General features: G+C 61.4%; 26 protein-coding genes. 8 read left to right on the top strand and 18 right to left on the bottom strand.

Annotated elements, in window-relative coordinates; translation table 11 throughout:
* Positions 1 to 63: 63 nt before the first annotated feature.
* Both AACQ43_RS12905 and AACQ43_RS12900 read left to right on the top strand, forming a co-directional pair.
* A complete protein-coding gene (locus tag AACQ43_RS12905) occupies positions 64 to 540 on the top strand; it encodes a hypothetical protein (RefSeq protein WP_168967528.1) in 477 nt (158 codons plus the stop codon).
* Positions 540 to 2,189 (top strand): GGDEF domain-containing protein, encoded by a 1,650-nt coding sequence (locus AACQ43_RS12900; RefSeq protein WP_168967527.1) that lies wholly within the window; start codon positions 540 to 542, stop codon positions 2,187 to 2,189. The genes AACQ43_RS12905 and AACQ43_RS12900 overlap by 1 nt, the downstream gene beginning before the upstream one ends.
* Before the next feature lie 87 nt (positions 2,190 to 2,276).
* Here the strand turns inward: AACQ43_RS12900 and AACQ43_RS12895 are convergent, their stop codons facing one another.
* The 7 genes from AACQ43_RS12895 to AACQ43_RS12865 form a co-directional block, all read right to left on the bottom strand.
* Positions 2,277 to 3,281: a substrate-binding domain-containing protein gene (locus AACQ43_RS12895; protein WP_168967526.1), complete on the bottom strand. Its 1,005-nt coding sequence runs from the start codon at positions 3,279 to 3,281 to the stop codon at positions 2,277 to 2,279.
* Positions 3,281 to 4,213, bottom strand: coding sequence for a ribokinase (rbsK, locus tag AACQ43_RS12890; protein WP_168967525.1), 933 nt, complete (start codon positions 4,211 to 4,213; stop codon positions 3,281 to 3,283). The genes AACQ43_RS12895 and rbsK overlap by 1 nt, the downstream gene beginning before the upstream one ends.
* A gap of 107 nt (positions 4,214 to 4,320) precedes the next feature.
* Entirely contained in the window at positions 4,321 to 5,196 is an 876-nt protein-coding gene (gene rbsB / locus AACQ43_RS12885) for a ribose ABC transporter substrate-binding protein RbsB (protein ID WP_010634030.1), read from the bottom strand.
* 21 nt (positions 5,197 to 5,217) lie between these two features.
* Entirely contained in the window at positions 5,218 to 6,183 is a 966-nt protein-coding gene (gene rbsC, locus AACQ43_RS12880; RefSeq protein WP_168967524.1) for a ribose ABC transporter permease, read from the bottom strand.
* Positions 6,180 to 7,712, bottom strand: coding sequence for a ribose ABC transporter ATP-binding protein RbsA (rbsA, locus tag AACQ43_RS12875; protein ID WP_168967523.1), 1,533 nt, complete (start codon positions 7,710 to 7,712; stop codon positions 6,180 to 6,182). The genes rbsC and rbsA overlap by 4 nt, the downstream gene beginning before the upstream one ends.
* 18 nt (positions 7,713 to 7,730) lie before the next feature.
* Positions 7,731 to 8,150 (bottom strand): D-ribose pyranase, encoded by a 420-nt coding sequence (rbsD, locus tag AACQ43_RS12870; protein WP_168967522.1) that lies wholly within the window; start codon positions 8,148 to 8,150, stop codon positions 7,731 to 7,733.
* A 205-nt stretch (positions 8,151 to 8,355) separates the two neighbouring features.
* Positions 8,356 to 8,973, bottom strand: a complete 618-nt coding sequence (locus tag AACQ43_RS12865) for a glutathione S-transferase family protein (protein WP_168967521.1) — start codon at positions 8,971 to 8,973, stop codon at positions 8,356 to 8,358.
* A 269-nt stretch (positions 8,974 to 9,242) separates the two neighbouring features.
* Here AACQ43_RS12865 and AACQ43_RS12860 point away from each other — a divergent pair, with 269 nt between their 5' ends.
* Positions 9,243 to 9,980, top strand: a complete 738-nt coding sequence (locus AACQ43_RS12860; protein ID WP_029303065.1) for a hypothetical protein — start codon at positions 9,243 to 9,245, stop codon at positions 9,978 to 9,980.
* Between the two features lie 70 nt (positions 9,981 to 10,050).
* Entirely contained in the window at positions 10,051 to 10,728 is a 678-nt protein-coding gene (locus tag AACQ43_RS12855; RefSeq protein ID WP_168967520.1) for a DUF2987 domain-containing protein, read from the top strand.
* An 84-nt stretch (positions 10,729 to 10,812) separates the two neighbouring features.
* On the opposite strand, the gene ttcA is transcribed toward AACQ43_RS12855, so the two are convergent.
* The 11 genes from ttcA to ccoN form a co-directional block, all read right to left on the bottom strand.
* A complete protein-coding gene (gene ttcA, locus AACQ43_RS12850; RefSeq protein ID WP_005300763.1) occupies positions 10,813 to 11,721 on the bottom strand; it encodes a tRNA 2-thiocytidine(32) synthetase TtcA in 909 nt (302 codons plus the stop codon).
* 67 nt (positions 11,722 to 11,788) lie between these two features.
* On the bottom strand, positions 11,789 to 12,733 hold the full coding sequence (gene uspE / locus AACQ43_RS12845) for a universal stress protein UspE (protein ID WP_005300766.1): 945 nt from the start codon (positions 12,731 to 12,733) through the stop codon (positions 11,789 to 11,791).
* A gap of 134 nt (positions 12,734 to 12,867) precedes the next feature.
* Entirely contained in the window at positions 12,868 to 13,623 is a 756-nt protein-coding gene (locus AACQ43_RS12840) for an FNR family transcription factor (protein WP_005300768.1), read from the bottom strand.
* A 68-nt stretch (positions 13,624 to 13,691) separates the two neighbouring features.
* Positions 13,692 to 14,378 (bottom strand): sulfite exporter TauE/SafE family protein, encoded by a 687-nt coding sequence (locus AACQ43_RS12835; RefSeq protein WP_024945239.1) that lies wholly within the window; start codon positions 14,376 to 14,378, stop codon positions 13,692 to 13,694.
* Complete coding sequence (ccoS, locus tag AACQ43_RS12830) at positions 14,362 to 14,553, bottom strand: cbb3-type cytochrome oxidase assembly protein CcoS (RefSeq protein WP_168967519.1); 192 nt, start codon at positions 14,551 to 14,553, stop codon at positions 14,362 to 14,364. Before ccoS ends, AACQ43_RS12835 begins: the two co-directional genes overlap by 17 nt.
* Positions 14,554 to 14,652: 99 nt before the next feature.
* Positions 14,653 to 17,079: a heavy metal translocating P-type ATPase gene (locus AACQ43_RS12825; RefSeq protein WP_168967518.1), complete on the bottom strand. Its 2,427-nt coding sequence runs from the start codon at positions 17,077 to 17,079 to the stop codon at positions 14,653 to 14,655.
* 92 nt (positions 17,080 to 17,171) lie between these two features.
* Complete coding sequence (locus AACQ43_RS12820) at positions 17,172 to 17,660, bottom strand: FixH family protein (RefSeq protein WP_076360786.1); 489 nt, start codon at positions 17,658 to 17,660, stop codon at positions 17,172 to 17,174.
* A 118-nt stretch (positions 17,661 to 17,778) separates the two neighbouring features.
* Positions 17,779 to 18,768, bottom strand: coding sequence for a cytochrome-c oxidase, cbb3-type subunit III (gene ccoP, locus AACQ43_RS12815; protein WP_024945236.1), 990 nt, complete (start codon positions 18,766 to 18,768; stop codon positions 17,779 to 17,781).
* Positions 18,768 to 18,947, bottom strand: a complete 180-nt coding sequence (locus AACQ43_RS12810) for a CcoQ/FixQ family Cbb3-type cytochrome c oxidase assembly chaperone (RefSeq protein ID WP_005300779.1) — start codon at positions 18,945 to 18,947, stop codon at positions 18,768 to 18,770. The genes ccoP and AACQ43_RS12810 overlap by 1 nt, the downstream gene beginning before the upstream one ends.
* A gap of 12 nt (positions 18,948 to 18,959) precedes the next feature.
* Entirely contained in the window at positions 18,960 to 19,574 is a 615-nt protein-coding gene (ccoO, locus tag AACQ43_RS12805) for a cytochrome-c oxidase, cbb3-type subunit II (protein ID WP_005300783.1), read from the bottom strand.
* Between the two features lie 16 nt (positions 19,575 to 19,590).
* A complete protein-coding gene (gene ccoN / locus AACQ43_RS12800; protein ID WP_016350679.1) occupies positions 19,591 to 21,015 on the bottom strand; it encodes a cytochrome-c oxidase, cbb3-type subunit I in 1,425 nt (474 codons plus the stop codon).
* A 283-nt stretch (positions 21,016 to 21,298) separates the two neighbouring features.
* On the opposite strand from ccoN, the gene AACQ43_RS12795 reads away from it, so the two are divergent.
* The 4 genes from AACQ43_RS12795 to prc all read left to right on the top strand — a co-directional run bounded on the left by AACQ43_RS12795 (position 21,299) and on the right by prc (position 25,090).
* Entirely contained in the window at positions 21,299 to 21,757 is a 459-nt protein-coding gene (locus AACQ43_RS12795) for a hypothetical protein (RefSeq protein WP_168967517.1), read from the top strand.
* A gap of 110 nt (positions 21,758 to 21,867) precedes the next feature.
* Positions 21,868 to 22,326 (top strand): GAF domain-containing protein, encoded by a 459-nt coding sequence (locus tag AACQ43_RS12790; protein ID WP_011706144.1) that lies wholly within the window; start codon positions 21,868 to 21,870, stop codon positions 22,324 to 22,326.
* A 101-nt stretch (positions 22,327 to 22,427) separates the two neighbouring features.
* A complete protein-coding gene (gene proQ, locus AACQ43_RS12785) occupies positions 22,428 to 23,066 on the top strand; it encodes an RNA chaperone ProQ (RefSeq protein WP_011706143.1) in 639 nt (212 codons plus the stop codon).
* Between the two features lie 8 nt (positions 23,067 to 23,074).
* The gene (prc, locus tag AACQ43_RS12780; RefSeq protein WP_168967516.1) at positions 23,075 to 25,090 is read left to right on the top strand and encodes a carboxy terminal-processing peptidase; all 2,016 of its coding nucleotides are present in this window, start codon (positions 23,075 to 23,077) and stop codon (positions 25,088 to 25,090) included.
* The last annotated feature ends 37 nt before the right edge of the window (positions 25,091 to 25,127 follow it).

The raw sequence follows: 25,127 nt of genomic DNA, 5'->3' as shown, positions 1-25,127 counted from the left end.
TGAACCGGTGAAATCGCCACACTGGCAGCCACAAAAAATGGGACGCAGTTGGCGCAAATTACCATGACCGCAGTAAAGCAATGGATCGCTTTTTTCCTCCTGATGCTGGCCAGTGCCGGCGCATCGGCCTCGATCCCCCTGATGACCCTGGTGCTGCCAAGTGGCCAGCAAGTGACCCTCGATGAGGCGGCCCTGTCCGCCCTGCCGCAGACCGAATTCACCACTACCACCCCCTGGACCCAGGGCTCCCACCACTATCGTGGGCCGACCCTGGCAGCCGTGCTGGCGGCGCAAGGGATCCTGGATGCCCGCAAGATCGCCGTCTCGGCCCTCAACGGCTATCAGCAGGTGGTGGATCTGGCCCTGTTCGACGGCGTGCCGCTGACCCTGGTGCGCCAAGAGGACGGCAAGCCGCTGACCCGGCGCAACAAGGGGCCGCTCTGGTTGCTCATTCCGTTCACTACCTATCCCAAGCTGGACGTGCCCGCCATCCACAATTGCATGGTGTGGCAGGTGACCCGCATCGAGATCGTCGATTGATGGGGCTATCCCGCCACAAACTGCTGTTGGTTGCGGTGTCGCTGCTGTTTCTGCTCTCCTCGGGCAGCAGCCTCTATCTGCAGCATCGCCAGGAGCAGCTGGTCGATACCTTCTACCGCAATATCCACTGGAACATCAGCCAGGTGATGCTGGAATCCCAGCGTTTCCTCTACGATCTGCAGCTCTACCGGGCCGGCAGGTTGGGAATGGAGACCCTGAGCCTGGATTACGATCTGCTGTGGAACCGGCTCGACATCTTCCTCATCAGCAGCGAAACCGCCGAGGCGCGCCAGCGGCACGGGCTTGGCAAGGCACTGGCCGGACTGTTCGAGCAGATCAAGCAGCTTGAGTCCCAGATGGAGGCCGGCGCGCTGCAAGAGGGAGCTGAGCTTGCTCGCCTGCAGGAGGCGATCGCCAGCCAGACCCGCCTCATCGAGCAGATAGGGGATCAGATCCTCTCCGGCCAGGAGCGGGAGCGTTCGGTCAGCCAGATCCGCAGCAGCCTGTTCTGGTTGCAGATCTGGCAACTTATCCTGTTGCTGACTGGCGGCGCCCTGGTGGCTGCCCTCATTCGCGCCAATCTGGCGAATCGCCGGCTCGCCCTGCTCGATCCCCTGACCCGGCTTGGCAACCGCCGTGCCCTGCAGGAGCAGCTCTCCCGCGCCCTGCATGCCGGTGAGGCGAGCGCCTTGGTGGTGCTCGATCTCAAGCGCTTCAAGCAGGTCAATGATCTGCTGGGTTATCAGGTCGGTGATCGGCTGTTGCAGACGGTGGCCGACAAGCTGCAGCAGGCCCATAGTGGCCACGCCTACCGGCTCGGTGGCGACGAGTTCGCGGTGATGTTGACCCGAGCGGATGGCGCGCTGGAACCCCGCATCCATGAGCTGGTGAGCCTGCTCCATTTCGAGTTCGTGACCCGGGAGTGCAGCTTCGATCTTGCCTGTCGGCTCGGGGTGGCCAAGGCGCAGCAACAGGATGCCGGCCGGCTGCTGGATCAGGCCATCCTGGCCCTCAATCAGGCCAAGCGCAGCCAGGACGGGGACATCTGCTGGTTTGCGCCTGCCATGCTGCAGCAGTTGCAGTTGAGTCAGCAGCAGCTTCATCAGCTGCGCGACTGGCTGGCCGGGCGCGAGCCTGCGCCACTGCGAGTGGCGTTGCAGGGGCTGACGGATGGGCAGGGCAACGACCTGTGGCAAATGACGCTCTACTGGCGTGAGCAGGGGGGGCTCTGTCCCATGCGCTGGCTGCAGGAGTGCGGCGTGCTGGGGCCCGTGCTGGCCCGGTTGCTGCAAGCGCACGAGGCGCAGCATGCCGATGGTCGGGCCTTGTTGCTCCCGCTCGACAACCAGGCCCAGCTGGCCCATGTCGTAGCCTATCTACCGGACACCTCCTGCACGCCGCTAGTGCTGCTGGTGCCGACGCTGCTGCCGGATGCTGCCTTGCTGGCGGGATTGCGGCAGCAGGGTTGCACCCTGGCGCTCAGAGACATTGGCAGCGCTACCCCGGCCCAGCTGGCGGCCGGCTGGCCTGTCCGCTATTGGTTGCCAGATGACGCGGAGCACAGCGAGCTGTTGCAGCCGCTGGCCCGGCGACTGGGGCTGGTGCAACTGCAGGTGCTGGCGGGCGGTGAGGCAAGGCAGCTGGCCTGAGCACAAATGGCGGTATTGAACCGGCCTGAGACAAAACGCAGCAAGGCGACCCCAGGGTCGCCTTGCGTTTTATATTGCAGGTGAATCTCAGGAACGGGGAGCGCAAGAATCCCTGATCACCAGGTCAGGGTCGACGGTGATCAAATGATCCGCCACCGCCTCGCCGTTGATGCGCGCCAGCAGCCGGGTGACGGCGAGGCGGCCCAGCTCCTCTTTCGGTTGATTGACCGTGGTGAGCGGGGGGGACATGAACTGGGCCAGCGCCACATTGTCATAGCCGACGATTGAGAGATCGCGGGGGATCACCAGCCCCGCCTGATGGGCGGCACTGATGACCCCCATGGCCATCATGTCGTTGCAGACAAACAGCGCGGTGGGACGCTCTGGCAGTGCCAGCAGGCGGGTCATGGCGGCGGCACCGCTGGCGCAGTCAAAGTCTCCCTCCTGGATCCAGCCCGGATTGACGGTGAGCCCGGCCTCCTGCATGGCCTGCTCGAAACCCGCCTGGCGCTGGTTGGCCGGGGCGCGGCTGTGGGGGCCGGTGATGCAGCCGATGGCGGAGTGACCCAGCTCCAGCAGGTGACGGGTCGCCAGGTAGCCGCCGCGATGGGAGTTGTCGGCGATGAGATCCACGTCGGCACTCTCCATCCCCCAGTCCATCACCACCACCGGCAGGCTCTTGAGCCAGTCGAGCTGGTTGAACACCTCCTGCTGCCCTTCACTGCACATGATGAGCAGGCCGTCGACCCGTTTCCTGAGCATCATCTTGAGGTAGGAGAGCGCCGTCTCGGCCTGTCCTTCGGTGTTGCCCAGCATCAGGTTGTAACCCTGCTCGAAGCAGTAGCGCTCCACCCCGCGTACCACCTCGGCGAAGAAGGGGTTGCTGGAGGTGGTGACCAGCATGCCGATGCTGTTGGTCTCCTTTACCTTGAGGCTGCGGGCCACCAGGCTCGGGGCATAGTTGAGTTCGTGCATGGCGCTAAAGACCCGCTCGCGGGTCTCTTCGGCGACGAAGCGGGTCTCGTTGATGACGTGGGAGACAGTGGTGGTCGACACCCCCGCCAGCGCGGCCACCTCCTTGATATTGGCCATCAGTGCCCCTGTGCAGTCTGTTCAAGGAGGAAGGCATCGACCTCCTGCTTGCTCGGGATGGAGCTCTGGGCACCAAACCGGGTGACGGAGAGTGCCGCCGCCCCGTGGGCAAAGCGTACGGCAGCGTCAAAGTCGGCGCCGGCGAGCTCGGCCGCCAGGAAGGCGCCGTTGAAGGTATCCCCGGCCGCCGTGGTATCCACCGCCTTGACCCGAAAACCCGGCATGAGCGCCTGTTGCTGCCCCTTGCTGCAATAGACCCCTTGGGACCCCAGGGTGATCATCACCTCACCGATGCCCATCTGGTGGAAGCGGGCAGCCGCCTGAGCCGCGCTCGCCTCGTCGGTGACCTTGACGCCGGTCAGCAGCTCGGCCTCGGTCTGGTTGGGAGTGATGAGGTCGACCAGTGCCAGCAGTTCGTTTGAGAGCGGGCGAGCGGGGGCGGGGTTGAGCACTACCCGGGTGCCGTGGGCGCGGGCCAGCCGGGCGGCTTCCAGCACGCTCTCCAGCGGCACTTCCAGCTGCAGCAGCAGAGTGTGGGCGGCGGCGATCATCGCTTCATGGCTTTTCACCACGGCCGGGGTGAGGGCGCGGTTGGCTTCGGCGGAGATGCCGATGCTGTTCTCCCCCTCATCGCTCACATAAATGATGGCGATCCCGGTCGGGAGCTTGGGGTCGAGCTCGACGGCGCTGACATCGATGCCGTCGTTGGCAAACCCGGTTTTCATCTGGTGGCCGATGGCGTCATCACCGATGCGGGCGATAAAGGAGACTTCTGCACCTAACCGGGCGGCGGCCACCGCCTGGTTGGCGCCCTTGCCACCGGGCACCACTTGATAGCTGTGGCCGGTCAGGGTTTCACCCGGGCGAGGAAAGTGAGGAACGCGCAGCACGTGGTCTGCATTGACACTGCCCAGAACGACGAGACGATTCATGTTGAGTACTCCTGATGCATCTTGGCATGGACACGAAAGCCGGATCCAGGCCGGGAGGCACCGTAAACCTTGAATGAAAAGGGGGAGGCGAACCTCCCCCCGTCAACTTACTTGCTGACCACTTGCAGCGGAACCGGGATGGATTTTTCCACCGGCTGGCCCTTGAGCACCTTGTCGGCGGTTTCCACGCCGATGGCGCCGATCAGTGCGGGCTGCTGGGCCACGGTGGCGGCCAGTTTACCCTTGGCCACGGCGGCTTTGCCATCGTCGGTGCCGTCGAAGCCGACGATCATCACCTCTTTGCCGGCGGCCTGCACGGCGCGGATGGCACCCAGCGCCATCTCGTCATTCTGGGCGAACACCGCCTGCACGCTCGGGTGAGCGGCCAGCAGGTTCTCCATGACGTTCAGACCCTTGGTGCGGTCAAAGTCGGCGGGCTGGGAGGCCAGCACTTCCAGCTTGTTGGCGGCCACGGCCAGGGCAAAGCCTTCGCCGCGGTCACGGGCGGCGGAGGTACCGGCGATCCCTTCCAGCTGGATCACCTTGGCACCGGCACCCAGCTTCTGGGTGATGAAATCGCCGGCCAGTTTGCCGCCCGCCACGTTGTCGGAGGCGATGTGGGCCTTGACGTCACCCTGCGCTGCGCCGCGGTCCAGGGTCAGCACCGGGATGTTGGCCTTGTTGGCCAAGCGGATGGCGTTGCCCACCGCTTCGGAATCGGTCGGGTTGATCAGGATGGCGTTGACCTTGCGCACGGTGAGATCTTCCATGTTGGAGAGCTCCTTGGCCGGGTCATTCTGGGAGTCCAGCACCACCAGCTCGTAGCCAAGCTCCTTGGCCTTGGCTTCGGCCCCTTCCTTCATGGTGACGAAGAAGGGGTTGTTGAGGGTGGAGACCACCATGGCCAGGGTGTGATCGGCGGCCTGGGCGGTGCCCAGCACGGACATGATGGCGGCAGCGAGCAGGGTATTGAGCTTTTTCATCATTTCATTCCTTGTGTGTGCTTACTTGCTTTTGTTATCGATCATCACGGCGAGCAAAATCACGCTGGCCTTGGCAATCATCTGGTAATAGGACGATACATCGAGCAGGTTGAGGGCATTGTTGAGGAAGCCGATGATGAGCGCCCCGATCAGGGTACCCATGATGCGGCCCTTGCCCCCCATCAGGCTGGTGCCACCCAGCACCACGGCGGCGATGGCATCCAGCTCGTAACCCATGCCGGCGGTCGGCTGGGCGGAGGAGAGGCGGGAAGTGACGATGAGCCCGGCCAGTGCCGACAGCATGCCGCACAGACCATACACCGCGAGCTTCACCCGGTCCACATTGATGCCGGAGAGGCGGGTGGCCGATTCGTTGCCGCCGAGGGCATAGATGTAGCGGCCCAGGCGAGTGTGGTTGAGCATGAACCAGGCCAGCAGGAAGACGATGGCCATCAGCCAGATGGGCACCGGCAGACCGAACAGGTAACCGGTACCCAGCCAGGCGAAGTGATCGGCGCCGTCACTGAAACCGGTGGAGATGGGGCGCCCCTCGGTATAGACCATGGTGACGCCGCGCAGGGCGGTCATGGTGACCAGGGTAGCGATGAAGGCCTGTACCTTGCCCTTGGCAATGATGAGGCCGCTGATGCCGCCAAGCAGGGCGCCGGCCCCCAGGGTGAGGGGGATCACCAGGGCGATGGGCAGCTCCAGGGCGACCATGGTGGCGGCCAGGGCGCCGCACAGGGCCAGCACCGAGCCGACCGACAGATCGATGCCGGCGGTGAGGATGACCAGCGTCATGCCGACCGCCATGATGGCGTTGACCGAGGTCTGGCGCAGGATGTTGAGCAGGTTGTCGGCGGTGAAGAAGTTGGGGCTCAGGAAGGAGACCACGCCGATCAGCACCAGCAGCGCCACCAGGGATTTGTTCTCGATCCACCAGGCCTTGCTCATGACGCCGCGGCGGGAAAGGGTTTGGGTTGTCATTGTGCTGCCTCTTGCTCTGCTTGCCACTGTTTACCGACTGCCGCTGCCATCAGCTTCTCCTGATTGGCATCGCGGGTGTTGAATTCTGCGCTGATGCGCCCTTCGTGCATCACCATGATGCGATCACTCATGCCGAGTACTTCAGGCATTTCGGAGGAGACCAGGATGATGCTCATCCCCTCCTTCTTGAACTGGTTGATGAGCTGATAGATCTCCTTCTTGGCGCCGACATCGACGCCGCGGGTCGGCTCGTCCAGGATCAGTACCTTGGGCCGGGTCAGCAGCCCCTTGGCAATGGCCACCTTCTGCTGGTTGCCGCCGGAGAGCAGTTTTATCAGCTGTTCTTGACTCGGAGTCTTGATGTTGAACAGACGCACATAGTCGCCCACCGCTTGGCGCTCGGCCTGGCCGTCAATCTTGCCGTGGCTGATGAACTCGCCAAGGGCGCACAGGCTCATGTTTTCGCGCACCGACAGCTCCAGCACCAGGCCATCGCCCTTGCGATCCTCGGAGATGTAGGCGATGCCCGCGGCCAGACCATCGGCCGGGCTTTTGGGCACTAGAGCATGACCGTCCACTGCCACTTCACCGGCGCTGATGGGGCTGGCACCGTAGATGAGCTTCATCAGCTCGGTACGCCCGGACCCCATCAGGCCGCTGAAGCCCAGAATTTCCCCCTGACGCAGGGAGAAACTCACCCCGCGCACGCCGGGACCGGCCAGATCCTTGACCTGCAGGCTGACCGGGCCGAGCTCGCGCTCAAGGCGCGGATACTGCTCTTCCAGCCGGCGACCCACCATCATCTCGATGATCCTGTCTTCATCGAGCTCGCTCACCGCCTGCTCGCCTATCCACTTGCCATCGCGCAGCACGGTGACCCGATCACAGATTTCGAAGATCTCCTTCAAGCGATGGGAGATGTAGACGATGCCGCAGCCCTGCTCACGCAGCTCGCGGATCACCACGAACAGCTGCTCGGTCTCGGTGTCGGTGAGGGCATCGGTGGGCTCGTCCATGATGATGACGCTGGCATCGAACGACAGCGCCTTGGCGATCTCCACCATCTGCTGTTCACCGATGGAGAGATCCCCGAGCCGGGTATCCGGGCCGTGTTTGACGCCAAGCCGTGCCAGCAGGGTGCTGGCACGCTCACGCAACTGCTTGTGGTCGATGTTGCCAAAGCGGGTACGGGGTTCGCGACCGAGGAAGATGTTGGCGGCAATCGACAATTCCGGCAGCAGGTTCAGCTCCTGGTGGATGATGCTGATCCCCTGATCCTGGGAGTCGCGGGGGCCCTTGAAATGGACCGGTTGCCCGCGGTAGCTGACGCTGCCCGCATCAGCTTGATAGATGCCGGTCAGTACCTTCATCAGAGTGGACTTGCCGGCGCCGTTTTCGCCGAGCAGGGCCATCACCTGGCCCGGATAGACCTTGAGGCCCGCCTCATCGAGGGCGCGCACCCCGGGGAAGGTCTTGACGATCCCGGAAAGCGCCAGAATGGGCGAGGGGGGCATATTGGCGTTGCTCATAGCTGCTTCCTTGGGAATTTAAAACGCCACGCCGGCGCAGAGAATGAGATTGGCGTAGGGGGTCACCTCGCCGCTGCGCACGATGGCCTTGCTCTGGTGGGAGCGAGCCTTGAATGCTTCGTGCAGGCAGTACTCGATGATGATGGGCTTGCCCTGGGCGGCGGCGTGCGCCTCCAGCTGATCCACCAGCGCCTGATGGGCGGCGGGGCTGATCTGCTTGATCTCGCTCGCCATGATCACCTTCTCCACCACCAGGTCGGTGAGCAGGGCGGTCAGCACGGTTTCAAGGCTCGGCGTCCCCGCCATCAGCGCCAGATCGATGCGCTCCGGGCCGGCCGGAATGGGCAGGCCCGCATCGCAGACGGTGATCTCGTCGGTGTGACCCATCCGTGCCACCAGGGCACTCAGGGGAGCATTGAGCAGTACGCCTCGTTTCATACAGCACCTCGGCAGGCTATGCCCGCGTATCTGATGTTAGCTAGGCAACCGGTTACGCAACCGGTTGCGTCATGGGGTGGAAGATAGGCGCTCAGGCGGTTTTGATCCACCAAGAGATGGCAGAAATGTGAAAACGATCTCAATGGCGAGGGGGAAGTGGGGAAAAACAGGTGCCAGAAGAGCACTGGCACCCGCAATGAACGGACTAGAGGGCGAGCCCTTGCTGCACGCCGGGACGTGCCAGCATGCGCCGATAGTGGTCCGCTACCTTGGGAAATTCGCTGATGGCCACCCCGTCGCCCTCGAGCCAGCTCGCCACCACGAACAGGTAGATGTCGGCCAGGCTGAACCGCTCCCCCAGCACCCAGGGGCCGGCCAGATAATGGCGTTCAATCTCGGCAAAGCCCTCGCGCATGTTGTGTGGCACCTTGGCCTGCATGGCGGCGATGGCCTGCGGGTCATCGGCCCAACGGCTGCCGCGCCGGCCATGGGCATGGGCGACGTGCACGGTGGCAGCGAGAAAGCCGTGCACCTCCTGCATCCTGCCCAGCAAAAAGGGGTCGTCCAGCGGTGCCAGCCCGGCATCGGGAAAACGCTGCGCCACATAGAGCAGCAAGGCCGGCGTCTCGGTGAGTACGCCGCGCTCGGTCACCAGCGCCGGCACTCGGCCTTTGGGGTTGATGGCGAGATAGGCAGGGGAGCACTGCTCGCCTGCCGCCAGATCCAGCTGCTTGATCCGGTGAGGGGCACCGGCTTCGGTGAGGGCGATACGCACGGCCATGGCGCAGGTACCGGGCGCAAGATAGAGGGTCAAATCAGACATGAACATCTCCTTGTAAAGCGCGTGCCCCCTGTATTCCCGGGTAGGGCGGGGCGCGCAAAAAAAAACCGCACTGTCGCCTGGCATCCTACGCCCCTGGTGGCCGTCGGCCAAGGAGGGGATCCTGGCCTGGATTATGGGGGGTGATGAAATCAAAGGCTTTTTGAGCGCAGCCGTGCGGGAAAAACGGCTACGCATGCCGGGTCAAATCGCTATAATGTGCTCCCTGAATAGCAGTTTTTCGGATGTTGGATAGTCAATTGAGTAACAAAATGCGGATAGGTGGTTCCCTCGAACAGTCCCTGAGCCAGGGATATCGTCTCGACCTCAAGGGGGTATTGCAGGAGAGCTGGCAACAGACGCGGCGCACCGGATTCGGCCTGCTGCTGGCCATTGTCGGGGTGACAGCCATCTGGATGCTGTTGAGCAACACCCTGCTCGCCCCCTACGTCAATCAGGAAGGGGGGATGGACGTGGCCCTGGTGCTGAGCCTGCTCATCACCATCATCATGTCGCCGATGACCTCCTCCCTCGACATGCTGGGCTTGCAGCAGTCGGTGGGGGTGCGTGCCCGCCCGAGCCAGGTATTCGACTTCTTTCGCCACTTCCTGCGTCTTGGCAGCCTGAGCCTGCTCGGCAGCCTCATCACCAGCCTGTTCGGCCCGCTGTTCGAACTGCTGGGTCTGCCGGTAATGCTGGCCTTCATTCCGTCGGCCCTGATCGGCATGGGACTGGTGTTTACCGTACCGCTGGTGCTGGAGCGCGGCCTGTCACCGGTGCAGGCCATCCTGGTCTCTCTGCGCCTGTTTGCCCGTGGCTGGCCCAGCATAGTGCTGCTGCACGGGGTCATGATGGCGCTGTTCTTCCTGGCGCTGATCCCCATGGGGCTGGGACTTATCTGGGTGGCACCGCTCTATTTCAACTGCAAGGGGATCCTCTACCGGGATCTGTGCGGGGTGGCGGTCGAAGTGACCGAGGTGAGCCAGGGCCCCGATCATTTCAATGCCTGACGGCATGCAGGGCTCAGACAACAGCAACAGATAGCGGCGCGTACAGATGCGTGATGCAAAAGGATGGCATATGAACAATCGATACGGGATGGCGGCCGCGCTGCTGATGGCGCCCATGCTGGCAGTGGCGCAGCCCTCCCTTGAGCTGCAGTACGGCACCTTCTACAGCCAGATGAAGACCTTCGCCAAAGGGGAGTTTGGCCACGCCAGGCTGGGTTTTTATCTGACCGATCAGCAAAATGGCCGGCGCTGCCTGCTCACCTCGGCACGGGTCTCGACCCTGGATCGGGACGTGGCGGCCGAGGTGACCATCGACAGCGAATTGCGGCTGCCCTATGACGACGATCTGAATCTCGACAAGGCGACCGTGGTGGTGGGGCTCACCGAGCCCCATGAGGCCTGCGATCTGTCGGTACAGGTGATGGCGGACGTGCCGCCGCCGGCAGACAGTCGGTGGGAGCTCAAGGTGAGCGAGCTGACGGGGCGCCAGCACGACATGCAGAGCCTGCTGGAGAAGCTGGCCGGCATGGTCGGCAAATATTTCCTGCCCGAGATGACGGGGGTGAGGGTCAGCCTGGTGCAGCCAAGCGGCACCGCCTACCTCATCGACGGTGCTCGCCAGCTGCCGCTGCCCTGGCAAGAGGGGCAACTGTTGCTGAGCAACGCCCAGCTGGCGGATTTTGGCGAGGGCAAGCTGCAGCTGCAGGGAGAGATCCTGCGGCTGACGCCCTGGCTGCACAAGGGCTAGCCCATCTTGAGCTGCCACTGAGGGTGGCCGGCATAAAAATGAAAAAGGAGCGCCTGGCGCTCCTTTTTTGTGGCTGAGGTGGGCTTAGCGCACCTCAATGACGTCCAGCATGTCCATCTCGTCGATGTCCAGCAGCGGTGCCTTGGGCAGTTCGGGCGGATCAAACGCCTTGTCGCCGCCGTCGATGATGCCGGAGTCGCGGTTGATGCTCTTGAAGTCAAACAGCTTGTGATCGAGCAAGTGGCTCGGGATCACGTCCTGAATGGCGGTGAACATGGTCTCGAGACGACCCGGGAAGCGGCGATCCCACTCCTGCATCATCTGCTTGATGGCCTGGCGCTGAAGGTTCTCCTGAGAGCCACACAGGTTGCACGGGATGATGGGGAAGGCCTTGACCTCGGCGTAGCGCACCAGGTCCTTCTCCTTGCAGTAGGCGAGCGGACGGATCACCACGTTCTTGCCGTCGTCGCTCACCAGCTTGGGCGGCATGGACTTGAGCTTGCCGCCGTAGAACATGTTGAGGAACAGGGTCTCGAGGATGTCATCGCGGTGGTGGCCAAGGGCAATCTTGGTACAACCCAGCTCCTGGGCGGTGCGGTAGAGAATGCCGCGGCGCAGGCGGGAGCAGAGTGCGCAGGTGGTCTTGCCCTCCGGCACCTTCTCCTTGACGATGGCGTAGGTATCCTCTTCGACGATCTTGAAATCGATGCCGAGGGTGCTCAGATATTCGGGCAGCACGTGCTCGGGGAAGCCGGGCTGCTTCTGATCCAGGTTGACCGCTACCAGATCGAAGTGGATGGGGGCGCTGGCCTTCAGGCTCATCAGAATGTCGAGCATGGCGAAGCTGTCCTTGCCGCCGGACAGGCACACCATGACCTTGTCCCCCTCTTCAATCATGTTGAAGTCGGCGATGGCCTGACCTACGTTGCGCCGCAGGCGCTTCTGCAGTTTGTTGAAACTGTATTTTTCTTTGGCGTTAAGCTCTTCTAGCATGACCTGAAACCCGGGACAAAAATAAGCGGCTTATTATAGCCATGTCCCGGGGGAGGGCAAGAAAGGCTTATGCTGGACGGCGGCTATCGACCGGGCAGCTGTAATCGGCGGGCTTGAGGATCAGCATGTCGCAGGCGAGACGATCCACCACGTGTTCGGCGGTGTTGCCGAGCAGGGCGGCGGAGAGCCCGGTGCGACCGACGCACCCCATGATCATCAGGGTGGCCTGCAGCTCGCCGGCGAGATCGGGCAGCACCTCTTCGGGCAGGCCTTCCGCCACCCGGGTCCAGAGATGACCGATGCCGTATTTGTCGGCGTGGCTCAGCAGCAGGCTCTCATGGTGTTTGCGAATGGCGTCGTTGTAGGCGTTGGGGTCAAACTCCGGCAGCTCGATGGCCACGTTGACCGGGGTGCCCGGATAGGTGTTGACCAGATAGAGGTTGGAGCCGAGCAGCTCGGCGATGGCGATCCCCTCTTCGGTGATCCGCTCGTTGAGCAGTTTCTGATCCTGATCGTCGCTGGAGCAATTGATGGCGGCGATGATGTTGCCGCCCCGCTGCCAATGACCCTCTTTCACCAGTAGCACGGGGCAGGGGCACTTGCGCAGCAGATGCCAGTCGGTGGGGGTGAAGATGAAGGTTTGCAGGAAGGAGTGGTGGTGAGTGGCCTTGACCACCAGATCGTGGCGCTGCTCCAGCACTTCCTGAATGATGCATTCGAAGGGACGGTTGTGCCAGACCACCTTGATCTCGCAATCCAGTCCACGGGCACGGTAGGGTTTGAGAATGTCGTCGAGCCATTCGCGGCGCTGGGCAATCACTCCGTGGCGCATCTCTTCCCGCTCATCCACCGACAGCATGGCGGTCATTTCATACGAAAAGTCGTAAATGGTGAGCAACAGGGTCAGTTGGGCGCCTTCATCCAGCTCGGCTACCTTGACCGCACGTTCGAGGGCGATTTGCCGCTCTTCTTCCGGGTTGATGACCACCAGAATTTTTCGGTACTTGACCATGTTCTCCTCCTCCTTGGCAAAAATACCAATGATGGCAGACCTTTAGCCATTACAGCTTAGCTCAGGAGGAGAAGGGGGGACGTGTGCCGGATCAAATTTCGGGGTAAACCGATCCGGCACCAGAGAGAGGAAGCTTAACCGCAGGGGGGGCGGGTTGCACCGGCCATGACGCCGAGGGCGACGTGATCCAGTACGGTAATATATTTGCCCTTGACGCTGATGAGACCGGACTTCTGGAAGCGGCCCAGCAGACGGCTGATGGTCTCGACGGTGAGGCCGAGGTAGTTGCCGATGTCACCGCGGGTCATGGAGAGGCGGAACTCCTTGGCGGAGAAACCACGCTCGGAGAAGCGCACCGACAGGTTGTGCAGGAAGGCGGCGAGGCGCTCTTCGGCATTCTTCTTGGAGAGCAGCAGGATCATTTCCTGGTCGCCCATGATCTCGTTGCTCATCAGCCGCATGATCTGCTGGCGCAGCTTCGGCATCTTGCCGGAGAGATCGTCGAGCACGTCGAACGGGATCTCGCACACCATGGCGGTTTCCAGCGCCTGGGCGAAGGAGGGGTGCGCCTGCTTGTGGATGGCGTCAAAGCCGACCAGATCGCCAGCCAGGTGGAAGGCAGTAATCTGCTCGTCACCCTGCTCGGTGATGGTGTATGACTTGATGGTCCCGGAACGGATGGCGTAGAGCGATTTAAGCTCATCGCCGGCCTTGAACAACTCTTCACCCTTCTGGATCGGCTTCTTGCGCTCGATGATGCTGTCCAGCTGATCGAGCTCGTTGTCGTTCAGAGTGAAGGGAATGCAGAGCTGGCTGATGCTGCAATCCTGGCAATGAATTGCACAGCCACCGCTCTGAATACGTCTGCCAGGTTTCTTTTCCGGGATCATAGGCTCATACGAATAATTGATTTATATCAAACAAGTTTACCATCAACTCATCCGTTTTGGATAGGGTTTCAAAAGGACGCAATCCCGATCCAGAGGGTATGCAGCCCGTATGCGATGAGCAGCAGGGCCCCTCCAAGGCGCAAACTGCGCAGGGTCAGCCAGTAGCGCAGCCGATCTGCCAGCCCCCCCAGCGCAAACAGGGTCGGCAGGGTGCCGAGGCCGAAAAAGAGCATGATCAGTGCTCCGCCGCCAGCCGATCCCGCTGCTGCGCTCCAGGTCAACATGGAGTAGACCAGCCCGCAAGGGAGCCAGCCCCAGACCATGCCAAACGGCAGTGCCTGCCAGGCCGAGGTGAAGGGGATAAACTTGCCCGCCAGCGGCTTGAGGCGGGGCCACAACCTAGCGCCAATGCGCTCGAGCAGCAACACCCCCTGCCACCAGCCGGCGAGATAGAGCCCGAGGGCAATCATCAGGAAGGCCGCCACCAGCCGCAAGCCGGCGATGGCGTGCTTGCCCGCGCCGAGTTCACTGGTAGTGGCCAGCAGTCCCCCGACCAAGGCACCGGCAATCACATAGCTGAGGATCCGGCCGAGGTTGTAGTTGAGCAGATAACCGAGCCGGCCCCAGAAGTGCTGCTTCTCGGCAGGAATGGCCATGGAGAGGGCGGCGGAGACACCGCCGCACATGCCGATGCAGTGGCCGGCGCCAGCCAGTCCCACCAGCAGGGCGCCCAGCAGATCAAGGGTGGCCGTCATCTTTGTGCTCGTGTTCGGCATGTTTGGGGGCGGGGTGCTCTTCGTCGAACAGGATATTGGAACCCTGGCGGTCGAGATCTTCAAACTGCTCGGAGCGAATGGCCCAGAAGAAGACGGCGCCGGCGATGATGACGAAGAGGATGGCGATGGGGATGAGGACGAAGATGATGTTCATGCAGCAAGCCTTGCAATGAAAAGGGTCATGGTACACCCGTTGGTGGCCGTAGGCCCGTCGATTCGATGGTGAAGGGAGCCTGACCGGAGCCCGCTCCCTTCACCCTGTCTGTCCCTGTGGCCACGGCTCAGCGGTGAGCCGCATGGAGTTGGTGACCACGATGAGGGAGCTCAATGACATGCCCGCCGCCGCCACGTAGGGGGGCAGCCAGCCGCTCGCCGCCAGCGGCAGCACCAGCAGGTTGTAACCGATGGACCAGGCGAAGTTCTCCTTGATGATCTTGCGGGTGCGCAGCGCCAGGGCGCGGGCATCCAGCAGGCGGGAGAGATCGTCGGCCAGCAAAATGGCGTCGGCGCTGTTCTTGGCCAGATCGGTGCCGCCGGCCATGGCGAAGGAGGCGTGAGCACCGGCCAGCACCGGGGCGTCGTTGATGCCATCTCCCACCATGATGCTGATATCGCCGTGGGCCTCGTGCTCCTTGAGGTAGGCCAGCTTGCCATCCGGTGTGACGCCCTTGACCAGTTCGTCGACCCCCAGCTCGCGGGCCACCTCGTCGGCCTGGGCCGAGCTGTCGCCGGTGAGGATGGTGGTCTTGAGGCCGGCCGCCTTGAAGGCCTGGATCAGCACCTTCGCATCGGGGCGCAGGGTGTCGGTCAGCAGGAAACGGGCGAGCGCCCGATCCTCGTCGGCCAGATAGATGACCAGCCCGTCCGCTTGCGTTTCGTGGGCATCGCTGATGCCGAGCCAGCGGGCACTGCCGAGGCGATAGTGGCGACCGTCGATCACCCCCTCGATACCGTGTCCAATGACGGGGGTCACCTTGCTGGCCGCCAGCAGTACGGCGTCCTCTGCGGCGTTGCTGCGAAAGGCGCGGGCGATGGGGTGTTCGGAATAGGCCTCCAGGGCGCGGGCGATGGCAAGGCAGCGCGCCGCGTCGAGGTTACCAAGGGCCTCCGTGCTGGTGAGGCTTATATTGCCCGTGGTCAGGGTGCCGGTCTTGTCCATCACAATGCGGTTGGCTCGGGTCAGCACGTCCAGCACGTGGCCGCGGCGCAGCAGAATGCCGGCGCGGGTCAGGCGGGCGGTGGCTGAGGTGAGCGCGGTGGGGGTGGCCAGCGACAGGGCGCAGGGGCAGGTCGCCACCAGCACCGCCAGGGTGACCCAGAAGGCCTGCTCCGGCTGATGGAAGTGCCAGAAGGTCCAGACGCCGGCGGCGATGAACAGCAGCACCAGAATGAAGTGGCGAGAGAGTACGTCCGCCATCTGGGCAATGGCCGGTTTGTCGTCCAGCGCGTGATCCTGCAGCCGCATGATCTGGGCCAGGCGCGACTCTTCGATGCGATGGCTGACCCGGATCTCGAGGGGGGCGTCGGTATTGATGGTGCCGGCGTAGACGGCATCCCCCGTCCGTTTGAGCAGTGGCAGCTGCTCGCCGGTCAGCATGGATTCGTTGAGGCTGGCCTGCCCAAGCAGGATGATGCCATCCGCCGGCAGGGTAGCCCCCGCCAGCACTCGCACCCGATCGCCCACCTGCAGCGTCTTGGCGGCCACCTCGTGTTCACCCTCCTCATCGAGCCGGGTGGCCATGATGGGCACCAGTCGCGCCAGGTTGGAGCTCGACTCGGAGGCCTTGCGTCTGGCCCGCAGCTCGAGGAAGCGCCCCAGCAGCAGGAAGAAGACGAACATGGTGATGGAGTCGTAATAGACCTCGCCGGTGTTGAACACGGTGGCCCACATGGAGGCGACGAAGGCACCGATCAGTGCCAGCGACACCGACACGTCCATGGAGAGGTGTCCCTGCCTGAGGCTGCGCCAGGCGCCCACGTAGAAGGGCTGGGCCGAGTAGATCATGATGGGGGTGGAGAGCAGCAGACTTATCCACTTGAAGTAGACCATGAACTCCTCTTCGACACTGATGAAGAGGTCCATGTAGAGCGCCACCGCGCACATCATCACCTGCATGGAACCGAGCCCCGCCAGTGCCAGCCGGAACATGTAGCTGCGCACCTCTTTGGCGTAGAGCGCTTCCTGCTGGTGAGTCTGGAAGGGGTAGGCGCGATAGCCAATCTTGGCAAAACCCTTGAGGATGTCGCTCAAAGAGAGCCGGTCCGGATCCCACTTGATGCGGGCCCGGTGGGTGGTGGTGTTGACGTTGATGTAGTGCAGCCCGGCCAGGTTGCCCAGATGACGCTCGATGAGCCAGGCACAGGCGGCGCAGGTCAGGCCTTCCACCGTCAGCTGGATCTCGCGCACCTTGTGGCTGCCGGTGGCGCTGTCGGTGACAAAATCCTGCTGCACTTCGGCCAGATCGTAGTGGGTGAGGGCAGCGAGCTCTTCGGGTACCAGCTCGCCCTTGGTGCCGGGTGCGGTGCGGTGCTCGTAATAGCTGGCCAGGCCGCACTCCAGTATGGTTTCCGCCACCGCCTGACAACCGGGGCAGCACATGGGCTGGACTATGCCTTTTATCTCGAGGGCATAGCGGCTGCCGGCGGGCACCGGCTCACCACAGTGAAAGCAGCCGCTCATGACAGCTGGCCGCAGGCCGCCCGGCCTGTCGACAAAAACAGGGAAGCGCCGGTTGCTGCCGGCGTGTCATGGTGAACAGGACGGCTCATGACTCAGCGTCCTTTGGGATCGAGTTCGACGGGGGCCTTGGTGGGGAGCTGGACAGTCTCTTGCAGCCGCCATTCGTGGTTGAAGGCATCCACCCGCACGTGCCACTTGCCGGTGAGCGGCTTGTCGAGCAGCAGGCGATAGATGCCATTGCCGTCGGCGGTCACCATGTGCTCGCTGTCCATGCCGGCGAGGGTGGGGTGAAACAGGGAGAGGTAGAGTGCCTGGCCGGCCGGGATATCGCCCGACAGCGGCTTGAGGGTCAGCTCGTTGCCGTTGACCTCCAGCGCGATGTGGATGTTGAGGGCTTCGGAGCGATCAAACTTGCTGAGATCCTGATTAATCTCTTTGCCTTGCTTGTAATAGTCTTCGGCTACCAGGTTGACGCCATCCTTGCTGGCGATGATCGCCGTGCTGATGCTGCCGATCACGGCTGCGGTCGGGAGGGCGATGATGAACCAGGGCCAGAATTGGCGATACCAGGGTTGGGACATAGTGCTACTACCGTGAAACCAGTGATTAACGAAACAGAGGAATTTCAGTCAACACAAGATAACAAAAAGCCTCGAAGAGTCGAGGCTTTTTGCTGAGTAATCACGTGTTTATCACATGTTACTGCTTATTTTGCTGGTCGTTGTGGGACAAGCTGTAAACGTAGGAGGCGAGCAGGTGCACCTTGTCTTCACCCAGAATATCCTTCCAGGCCGGCATCACACCGTGACGACCGTGGGTGATGGTCTGCTCGACCACCTGACGGGAACCGCCGTAGAGCCAGGTGTTGTTGGTGAGATCAGGTGCCCCGAAGGCGATGCCGCCCTTGGCGTCCGGACCGTGACAGGCGGCGCAGATGGTGAAGCGTGCTTCACCCTTCTTGGCTTCCACCATGTCCACCTTGCGACCGGAGAGGCTCAGCACGTAGGAGGCCACTTCCTTCACCCCGTCCTTGCCGAGGATCTCGCCCCAGGCAGCCATCACGCCCTGACGACCGCCCATGATGGTGGTCTTGATCTGGTCGGGCGCGCCGCCCCATTGCCATTCGCTGTCGGTCAGGTTCGGGAAACCGCGACCACCGCGGGCGTCGGAGCCGTGGCACTGGGAGCAGTTCTGCAGGAACAGACGCTGACCCACCTTGCGGGCTTCCGGATCGGCAGCGATCTCTTCGATGGCGCGATAGGTCTTGCCATCGGCCTGATAGGCCAGCTCGCGGAACTTGGCGCCGTAGATCTCGTCGGCCTTGATAAGCTCGCGATCGTACTCCACCGCGCGCCCTTCGGCCTTGGCGGAGGCCGCCGCAGCCTTGGACTCGGCCAGCGAGCGTACGTCCTGGTTGGAGCTCTGCCAGCCCAGTACGCCCTTGAAGTTGCCAAGGCCCGGGAAGGCGACCAGATAGACCAGACCGGTGACGATGAAGAAGAGGAACATGTAGGTCCACCACTTCGGCAGCGGGTTGTTGATCTCTTCGATGCCGTCGAAGGCGTGTCCCATGGACTTGCCCTCTTCCACCCCCATCTTGTCGCGCAGGCACCAGACCAGCAGCAAGAAGCAGCCGAGGATGGTCCCCAGACTGATGACGGTGACAAAAATGCTAAACAAAGTGCTCATTATTGTTTCGCTCCTGCGTTCTTGTTATCAGCACTGGGTTGCTCGTCGTCGGCAAAAACCAGATTGGCAGCCTCGTCGAAGGAGGTCTTGCGGCGCTTGCTGTAGGCCCAGACGATGATGCCGATCATGATGGCCATCAACAGCAGGGTATACAGGCCGCGAAATGTGCCGTAATCCATATCCTGACTCCTTTATTTCAGGGCATGACCCAGTGATTGCAGATAGGCTACCAGCGCATCCAGCTCGGTCTTGCCCTTCACGGCCTCGCCGGCACCCTGAATGTCGGCATCCGTGTAGGGTACGCCGAAGTGATCGCGGAACAGGGCCAGCTTCTTGCCAGTCAGTTCACCGGTCAGCACGTTGGTGTCGAGCCAGGGGAAGGCGGGCATGTTGGACTCGGGTACCACGTCGCGCGGGTTGATCAGGTGAGCACGGTGCCAGTCGTCGGAATAACGACCGCCAACCCGGGCCAGATCCGGACCGGTACGTTTGGAGCCCCACAGGAAGGGGTGCTCCCACACGCTCTCACCGGCGACCGAGTAGTGGCCGTAACGCTCGGTTTCGGCGCGGAACGGACGGATCATCTGGCTGTGGCAGACGGTGCAGCCTTCGCGGATGAAGATGTCGCGCCCTTCCATCTGCAGAGCGGTATAGGGCTTGAGGCCCTCGACCGGTTCAGTGGTCTGCTTCTGGAAGAACAGCGGGGTGATTTCGACCAGGCCCCCCAGGCTGATGGCAAATATGATGCCGACCACCAGCATGGGAACGCTCTTTTCAAAGATCTCGTGACGGTTATTGTTGCTCATGCTTTGACCTCTTCAATCATGCTGGCTGTGCGACAGGTTCCAAGGAACCTTTGGGCGCAGTGATGGTGCGATAGGCGTTGTAGGCCATCAGCAACATGCCGGTGACAAAGAAGCAGCCACCCAGGAAGCGCACGAAGTAGAAGGGATAAGAGGCCTGCAGCGCTTCTACGAAGCTGTAGGTCAGGGTGCCGTCGTCGTTGACCGCACGCCACATCAGACCCTGCATCACCCCGGAAATCCACATGGCGACGATGTAGAGCACGGTGCCCACGGTAGCCAGCCAGAAGTGGACGTTGATGAGCTTGATGCTGTACATGCGGCCCTGGCCGAACAGGTTCGGGATCAGGTGGTAAACGGCTCCGATGGAGACCATGGCAACCCAGCCCAGTGCGCCGGAGTGGACGTGACCGATGGTCCAGTCGGTGTAGTGGGAGAGGGCGTTGACGGTCTTGATCGCCATCATCGGGCCTTCGAAGGTGGACATGCCGTAGAACGACAGGGACACGATCAGGAAGCGCAGGATGGGGTCATAACGCAGTTTGTGCCAGGCACCGGAGAGGGTCATGATGCCGTTGATCATGCCGCCCCAGGAGGGCACGAACAGGATCAGGGACATCACCATGCCCAGCGACTGGGCCCAGTCAGGCAGCGCGGTATAGTGCAGGTGGTGCGGACCGGCCCAGATGTAGAGGGAGATCAGCGCCCAGAAGTGCACGATGGAGAGACGGTAGGAGTAGACCGGACGACCCGCCTGTTTCGGTACGAAGTAGTACATCATGCCGAGGAAGCCGGCGGTCAGCAGGAAACCTACCGCGTTGTGGCCATACCACCACTGTACCATGGCATCCATGGCGCCGGAGTACATGGAGTAGGACTTCATGCCGGAGAGCGGCACTTCCATGTTGTTGACGATGTGCAGCACGGCCACCGTGATGATGAAGGCACCGAAGAACCAGTTCGCCACATATATGTGGGAGGTGGTGCGCTTGACCAGGGTGCCGAAGAAGACCACGGCATAGGCGACCCAGACGATGGTGATGGCGATATCAATCGGCCATTCCAGCTCTGCGTACTCCTTGGAGGTGGTGTATCCCAGCGGCAGCGAAATGGCGGCCGAGAGGATGATCGCCTGCCAGCCCCAGAACACGAAGGAGGCAAGCTTGCCGCCGAACAGTCGGGTTTGACAGGTGCGTTGCACCACATAGAAGGAGGTCGCCATCAGGGCGCTACAGCCAAACGCGAAGATCACCGCGTTGGTGTGCAGAGGGCGAAGGCGACTGTAAGTCAGCCAGGGAGTATCAAAGTTGAGGGCAGGCCAGATCAACTGGGCTGCGATCAGTACGCCAACCGACATGCCGACAATTCCCCAGACAATCGTCATGATGGTGAACTGGCGAACAACGGTGTAGTTGTACTCAGGATGGTTAGTTGTATGGCTCATCGTTGTATTCCGCTTCCGATGCTGCTGTTGTTTGATTTTGTGTCCAGTGACGTGGACCGACTTCATTGGCTACTGCTTTTTCTCTTGTTAACAACTGTTAATAAAAGGAAAAGCAAAAAGTAGCTAAATGAAAATTCAATGGGAATGATACTGAACTGACAGGTAAAATAACAGTATAAACAGTGATATATTTGGCTCCGTTGGGTCTCGCCTGTTCAATTATTTACCTTGCGCGAGATCACGAAAATGTCATTTTTCAGGCATCTTACAAGGCTGTTTTTTCATGAAAGAGAGACTCACTTCACGCAAAATTGTCCATTTGGCGATCGTATTGGCCATTTTGATCGGATTGGTTGCCTATCGAACCTGGTTCGGCAACGTACAGATGGCGGTGGCGGGATCAGAAAAAGATCAGATTTGTGATCTGTCCCACAGCTCATGCCCCCTGCAAGCGGGGAATAAGCCGCTGACCGCCCGCATCGCATCGCTGCCGGTGCAGGCCGAACGTGACTTTGTGATACAGCTTCAGGGCGGCGATCCGGCCGTGACGCCGGTAAAAGCGTGGCTGGAGGGGCGGGACATGTTCATGGGGACCATTCCGGTCAACTTTGAGGCCACCGAGCAGGGCTGGCAGGGGACTACCCTGGTGGGATCCTGCACCTCGCCGCTGATGGTCTGGCTGCTCAATATCGAGTGGAGCAATGGCCAGCGCCAGCAACTGGCGCTCTCCGTCGCCCGCTAAATACCTCGCCTGATTGAAGAAAGGATGGGGGGTGAGGTGAAAATTGATTTGAATTTTTCAGGCAGGGCGTTACCTTGCACTGATTGTCAGGGAGTGAAGTTCATTTAATCATGATTGAAAAACAAGCATTTTATCGCACCCTCAACCAGCAGGCCCAGGCATTGCTGGAAGGGGAGCCTGATCTCATCGCCAACCTGGCCAACCTGTCTGCACTGCTCAACCAGGAGCTGGCCGACATCAACTGGGTCGGCTTTTACCTGTTGCAGGGGGAGACCCTGGTGCTCGGCCCGTTCCAGGGCAAGCCGGCCTGCGTGCGCATTCCGGTCGGGCGCGGAGTGTGTGGTACGGCGGTGGCCGAGGGCAAGACCCAGCTCATCGACGACGTGCACCAGTTTGAAGGTCACATCGCCTGCGACGGTGCCAGCAATGCTGAAATCGTGATCCCGTTGCGACGTGGTGGCGAGATCATTGGCGTACTGGATATCGATAGTCCAATCTTTAACCGCTTTGATGCGCAAGACCGGATTGGACTGGAAGAAACGGTGCAAATTTTGGAAAGCATGCTCTAAGTCATTGCTTGATGGTTCGCAAAAGGCCCCAAGCTCTCTATAATGGGGCCTTTGTTGTGCTCGGGTGTGCCCGCGCGTTTATATGAAAGCCAAGGTTATACATGGAAAACACTGAGAAGCTGAAGAACAGTAAAGAGATCGTTGCCTACCTGGTCGAGAAATTCCCGGCCTGCTTCATTGCTGAAGGAGAGGCCAAGCCGCTCAAGATTGGCATCTTCCAGGATTTGGCCGAGCGTCTTGCTGACGACGCCAGAGTCTCCAAGACCATGCTGCGTTCTGCTCTGCGTCAATACACCTCCAGCTGGCGTTACCTGCATGGCCTCAAGGCCGGCCAGGCCCGTGTCGATCTGGACGGCAATCCGGGCGAGCTGCTCACCGAAGAGCACATCGAGCACGCCAAGCAAGCCCTCAAAGAGAGCAAAGAGCGCGTCTTTGCCAGCCGTCGTACCAACACCAAGGAAGAGAAGGCCAAGCAGCCACGTCGTCCTGCCCCGCGCAAGGCCGATGCTGCCGCCAAATCCGACAAGCCGAAAGCCGCTCCCAAGGCTGCTCCCGTCGCTGTCGAAGCACCGCTGGTCAAAGTGGATGCCGCTACCCTGAAAGTGGATCAGGGCGTCCGGGTTGTGCTGGGCAAGTCTCCGGTGCCGGCCACCATCAAGGAAGTGACCAAGGATGACGTTCAGGTTCAATTGCAGACCGGCATGATGCTGCGGGTCAAATTCGAGCACCTGGTTCTCTAAGGAGACAAATGTTGAAGCATGGCGTAATTCGTTTTTCCCTCGTTGCCTGTAGCCTGGCGCTTGCCGGGCTTGCACAGGCCATCGAGCCGGTGCTCAAGGAAAGTGATTTGCCTGTGTTGGCTCAGGAGAGCCAACATGCTACGGCTAGCAAGCGAATTGCCAATCTGTTTACCCGCTCGCATTACAAGCAGTTCAAGCTGGACGATGCCTTTTCCTCCGTGATCTTTGACAAGTATCTGGAGAATCTGGACTACAGCCGCAACCTGTTTCTGGCCTCTGATATCAGCCGCTTTGAAAAGTACCGTACCGGTTTTGACACCGACCTCGAGAGAGGGCGGCTGGCACCGGCTTACGAGATGTTCAATCTGAGTCAGCAGCGGCGTTATGAGCGGTTCGAATACGCCCTCAAACTGCTCGATACTCCTTTCGATTTTACCCAGCCCGACAACTACATCTTTGATCGGGAAGGGGCGTCCTGGCCGAAAGACGAAGCCGAACTCAATGAGTTGTGGCGCCAGCGGGTCAAGTTCGATGCTTTGAGCCTCAAGCTCAGCGGCAAGGAGTGGCCCGAGATCAAGGAACTGCTTGGCAAGCGTTACAACAACGCCATCAAGCGGATGTCCCAGACCGAGAGCGAGGACGTGTTCCAGCTCTTCATGAACTCTTTCGCTCGCGCCATCGAACCACACACCAGCTATCTGTCTCCGCGCAGCGCCGATCGTTTCAACACCGAGATGAACCTCTCGCTGGAAGGGATTGGTGCCGTGCTGCAGGCCGAGGATGACTTCACCGTTATTCGCTCCCTGGTGCCCGGTGGCCCGGCTGCCAAGTCCAACCACCTCAAGCCTGATGACAAGATCGTCGGGGTAGGGCAGGACGACGGCAAGATTGTCGATGTGATCGGCTGGCGTCTCGATGACGTGGTCGAACTCATCAAGGGACCAAAAGGCAGCAAGGTGAAGCTGGAGATCCAGCGTGGCAAGGGCGCCGCCGCCAAGACCGAGCAGATCGAGCTGGTGCGCGACAAGGTGCGTCTGGAAGACCGAGCCGCCAAGTCCAAGGTGATCACCGCCGAAGGCAAGAAGATCGGGGTGCTCGAGATCCCGAGTTTCTACGTCAACCTGCACGATGATGTGATCAAGGAGCTCTCCAGCCTCAACAAGCAGAAGATCGATGGCCTCATCGTCGATCTGCGTGGCAACGGCGGCGGTGCGCTGACCGAAGCCTCTGCCCTGAGCGGCCTGTTCTTCGCCAGCGGTCCCGTGGTGCAGATCCGGGATCACATGGGCCGCATCACCGTCAACGGTGATGATGATGGCAACGTCTACTACGGCGGCCCCATGTCGGTGATGATCGACCGATACAGCGCCTCGGCCTCCGAGATCTTTGCCGCCGCCATGCAGGATTACGGCCGCGCCCTGATCCTCGGCGAGAACTCGTTCGGCAAGGGCACGGTGCAGCAGCATCGCAGCCTCGCCAAGGTGTACGACTTCTACGAGCAGCCGCTCGGTCACGTGCAGTACACCATCGCCAAGTTCTACCGGATCAACGGTGGCAGCACCCAGAACAAGGGTGTCGCCCCGGATATCAGCTTCCCGACTGCGGTTGCACCGGAAGAGACGGGCGAGAGCCGCGAGTTCAATGCCTTGCCGTGGGACAAGATTGCATCGGCCAAGTATGACAAGCTCGGCAACTTCGCCAGCCTGCTGCCCAAGCTGCAGTCTGCCCACGAGGCGCGGATCAGCAAGGATCCGGAGTTTGCCTACGTGATGCAGGACATTGCCGACTACAAGGAGGAGAAAGACAAGAAGTCGGTCTCCCTCAACGAGGCGGAGCGTCTGGCGGATCAGGCCAAGCAGGACGAGAAGGCTCTCAAACGCACCAACGAGCGTCTTGCCCGTCTCGGCAAGCCGGCGGTGAAGAGTCTGGATGAACTGCCTGCCGATTTCGAGGCCCCTGACGAGTATCTGGTCGAGGCTGCCAACATCACGGCGGACCTGGCCAAGCTCAGCAAACGCAGCTGATTATTGGCGAGTCAATTAATCAACAAGGGCGACTGAG

The sequence above is a fragment of the Aeromonas sp. DNRA1 genome (assembly GCF_963888745.1).
Classification (GTDB): domain Bacteria; phylum Pseudomonadota; class Gammaproteobacteria; order Enterobacterales; family Aeromonadaceae; genus Aeromonas; species Aeromonas hydrophila.
Note: the sequence above shows the minus strand (reverse complement) of the source record. Positions and strands in the feature narration are given on the sequence as shown.

Bases quoted from the DNA above. Each gene is read 5' to 3' on its own strand.
- AACQ43_RS12905 (WP_168967528.1), top strand. From the start codon at position 64: ATGACCGCAGTAAAGCAATGGATCGCTTTTTTCCTCCTGATGCTGGCC.
- rbsD (WP_168967522.1), bottom strand. From the start codon at position 8,150: ATGAAACGAGGCGTACTGCTCAATGCTCCCCTGAGTGCCCTGGTGGCA.
- AACQ43_RS12865 (WP_168967521.1), bottom strand. From the start codon at position 8,973: ATGTCTGATTTGACCCTCTATCTTGCGCCCGGTACCTGCGCCATGGCC.
- AACQ43_RS12855 (WP_168967520.1), top strand. From the start codon at position 10,051: ATGAACAATCGATACGGGATGGCGGCCGCGCTGCTGATGGCGCCCATG.
- AACQ43_RS12835 (WP_024945239.1), bottom strand. From the start codon at position 14,378: ATGACGGCCACCCTTGATCTGCTGGGCGCCCTGCTGGTGGGACTGGCT.
- AACQ43_RS12900 (WP_168967527.1), top strand. From the start codon at position 540: ATGGGGCTATCCCGCCACAAACTGCTGTTGGTTGCGGTGTCGCTGCTG.
- rbsB (WP_010634030.1), bottom strand. From the start codon at position 5,196: ATGAAAAAGCTCAATACCCTGCTCGCTGCCGCCATCATGTCCGTGCTG.
- ttcA (WP_005300763.1), bottom strand. From the start codon at position 11,721: ATGCTAGAAGAGCTTAACGCCAAAGAAAAATACAGTTTCAACAAACTG.
- rbsC (WP_168967524.1), bottom strand. From the start codon at position 6,183: ATGACAACCCAAACCCTTTCCCGCCGCGGCGTCATGAGCAAGGCCTGG.
- ccoP (WP_024945236.1), bottom strand. From the start codon at position 18,768: ATGAGCACTTTGTTTAGCATTTTTGTCACCGTCATCAGTCTGGGGACC.
- proQ (WP_011706143.1), top strand. From the start codon at position 22,428: ATGGAAAACACTGAGAAGCTGAAGAACAGTAAAGAGATCGTTGCCTAC.
- AACQ43_RS12840 (WP_005300768.1), bottom strand. From the start codon at position 13,623: ATGATCCCGGAAAAGAAACCTGGCAGACGTATTCAGAGCGGTGGCTGT.
- ccoS (WP_168967519.1), bottom strand. From the start codon at position 14,553: ATGAACATCATCTTCGTCCTCATCCCCATCGCCATCCTCTTCGTCATC.
- AACQ43_RS12810 (WP_005300779.1), bottom strand. From the start codon at position 18,947: ATGGATTACGGCACATTTCGCGGCCTGTATACCCTGCTGTTGATGGCC.
- ccoN (WP_016350679.1), bottom strand. From the start codon at position 21,015: ATGAGCCATACAACTAACCATCCTGAGTACAACTACACCGTTGTTCGC.
- AACQ43_RS12860 (WP_029303065.1), top strand. From the start codon at position 9,243: ATGCGGATAGGTGGTTCCCTCGAACAGTCCCTGAGCCAGGGATATCGT.
- AACQ43_RS12795 (WP_168967517.1), top strand. From the start codon at position 21,299: ATGAAAGAGAGACTCACTTCACGCAAAATTGTCCATTTGGCGATCGTA.
- rbsA (WP_168967523.1), bottom strand. From the start codon at position 7,712: ATGAGCAACGCCAATATGCCCCCCTCGCCCATTCTGGCGCTTTCCGGG.
- prc (WP_168967516.1), top strand. From the start codon at position 23,075: ATGTTGAAGCATGGCGTAATTCGTTTTTCCCTCGTTGCCTGTAGCCTG.
- rbsK (WP_168967525.1), bottom strand. From the start codon at position 4,213: ATGAATCGTCTCGTCGTTCTGGGCAGTGTCAATGCAGACCACGTGCTG.
- ccoO (WP_005300783.1), bottom strand. From the start codon at position 19,574: ATGAGCAACAATAACCGTCACGAGATCTTTGAAAAGAGCGTTCCCATG.
- AACQ43_RS12790 (WP_011706144.1), top strand. From the start codon at position 21,868: ATGATTGAAAAACAAGCATTTTATCGCACCCTCAACCAGCAGGCCCAG.
- uspE (WP_005300766.1), bottom strand. From the start codon at position 12,733: ATGGTCAAGTACCGAAAAATTCTGGTGGTCATCAACCCGGAAGAAGAG.
- AACQ43_RS12825 (WP_168967518.1), bottom strand. From the start codon at position 17,079: ATGAGCGGCTGCTTTCACTGTGGTGAGCCGGTGCCCGCCGGCAGCCGC.
- AACQ43_RS12895 (WP_168967526.1), bottom strand. From the start codon at position 3,281: ATGGCCAATATCAAGGAGGTGGCCGCGCTGGCGGGGGTGTCGACCACC.
- AACQ43_RS12820 (WP_076360786.1), bottom strand. From the start codon at position 17,660: ATGTCCCAACCCTGGTATCGCCAATTCTGGCCCTGGTTCATCATCGCC.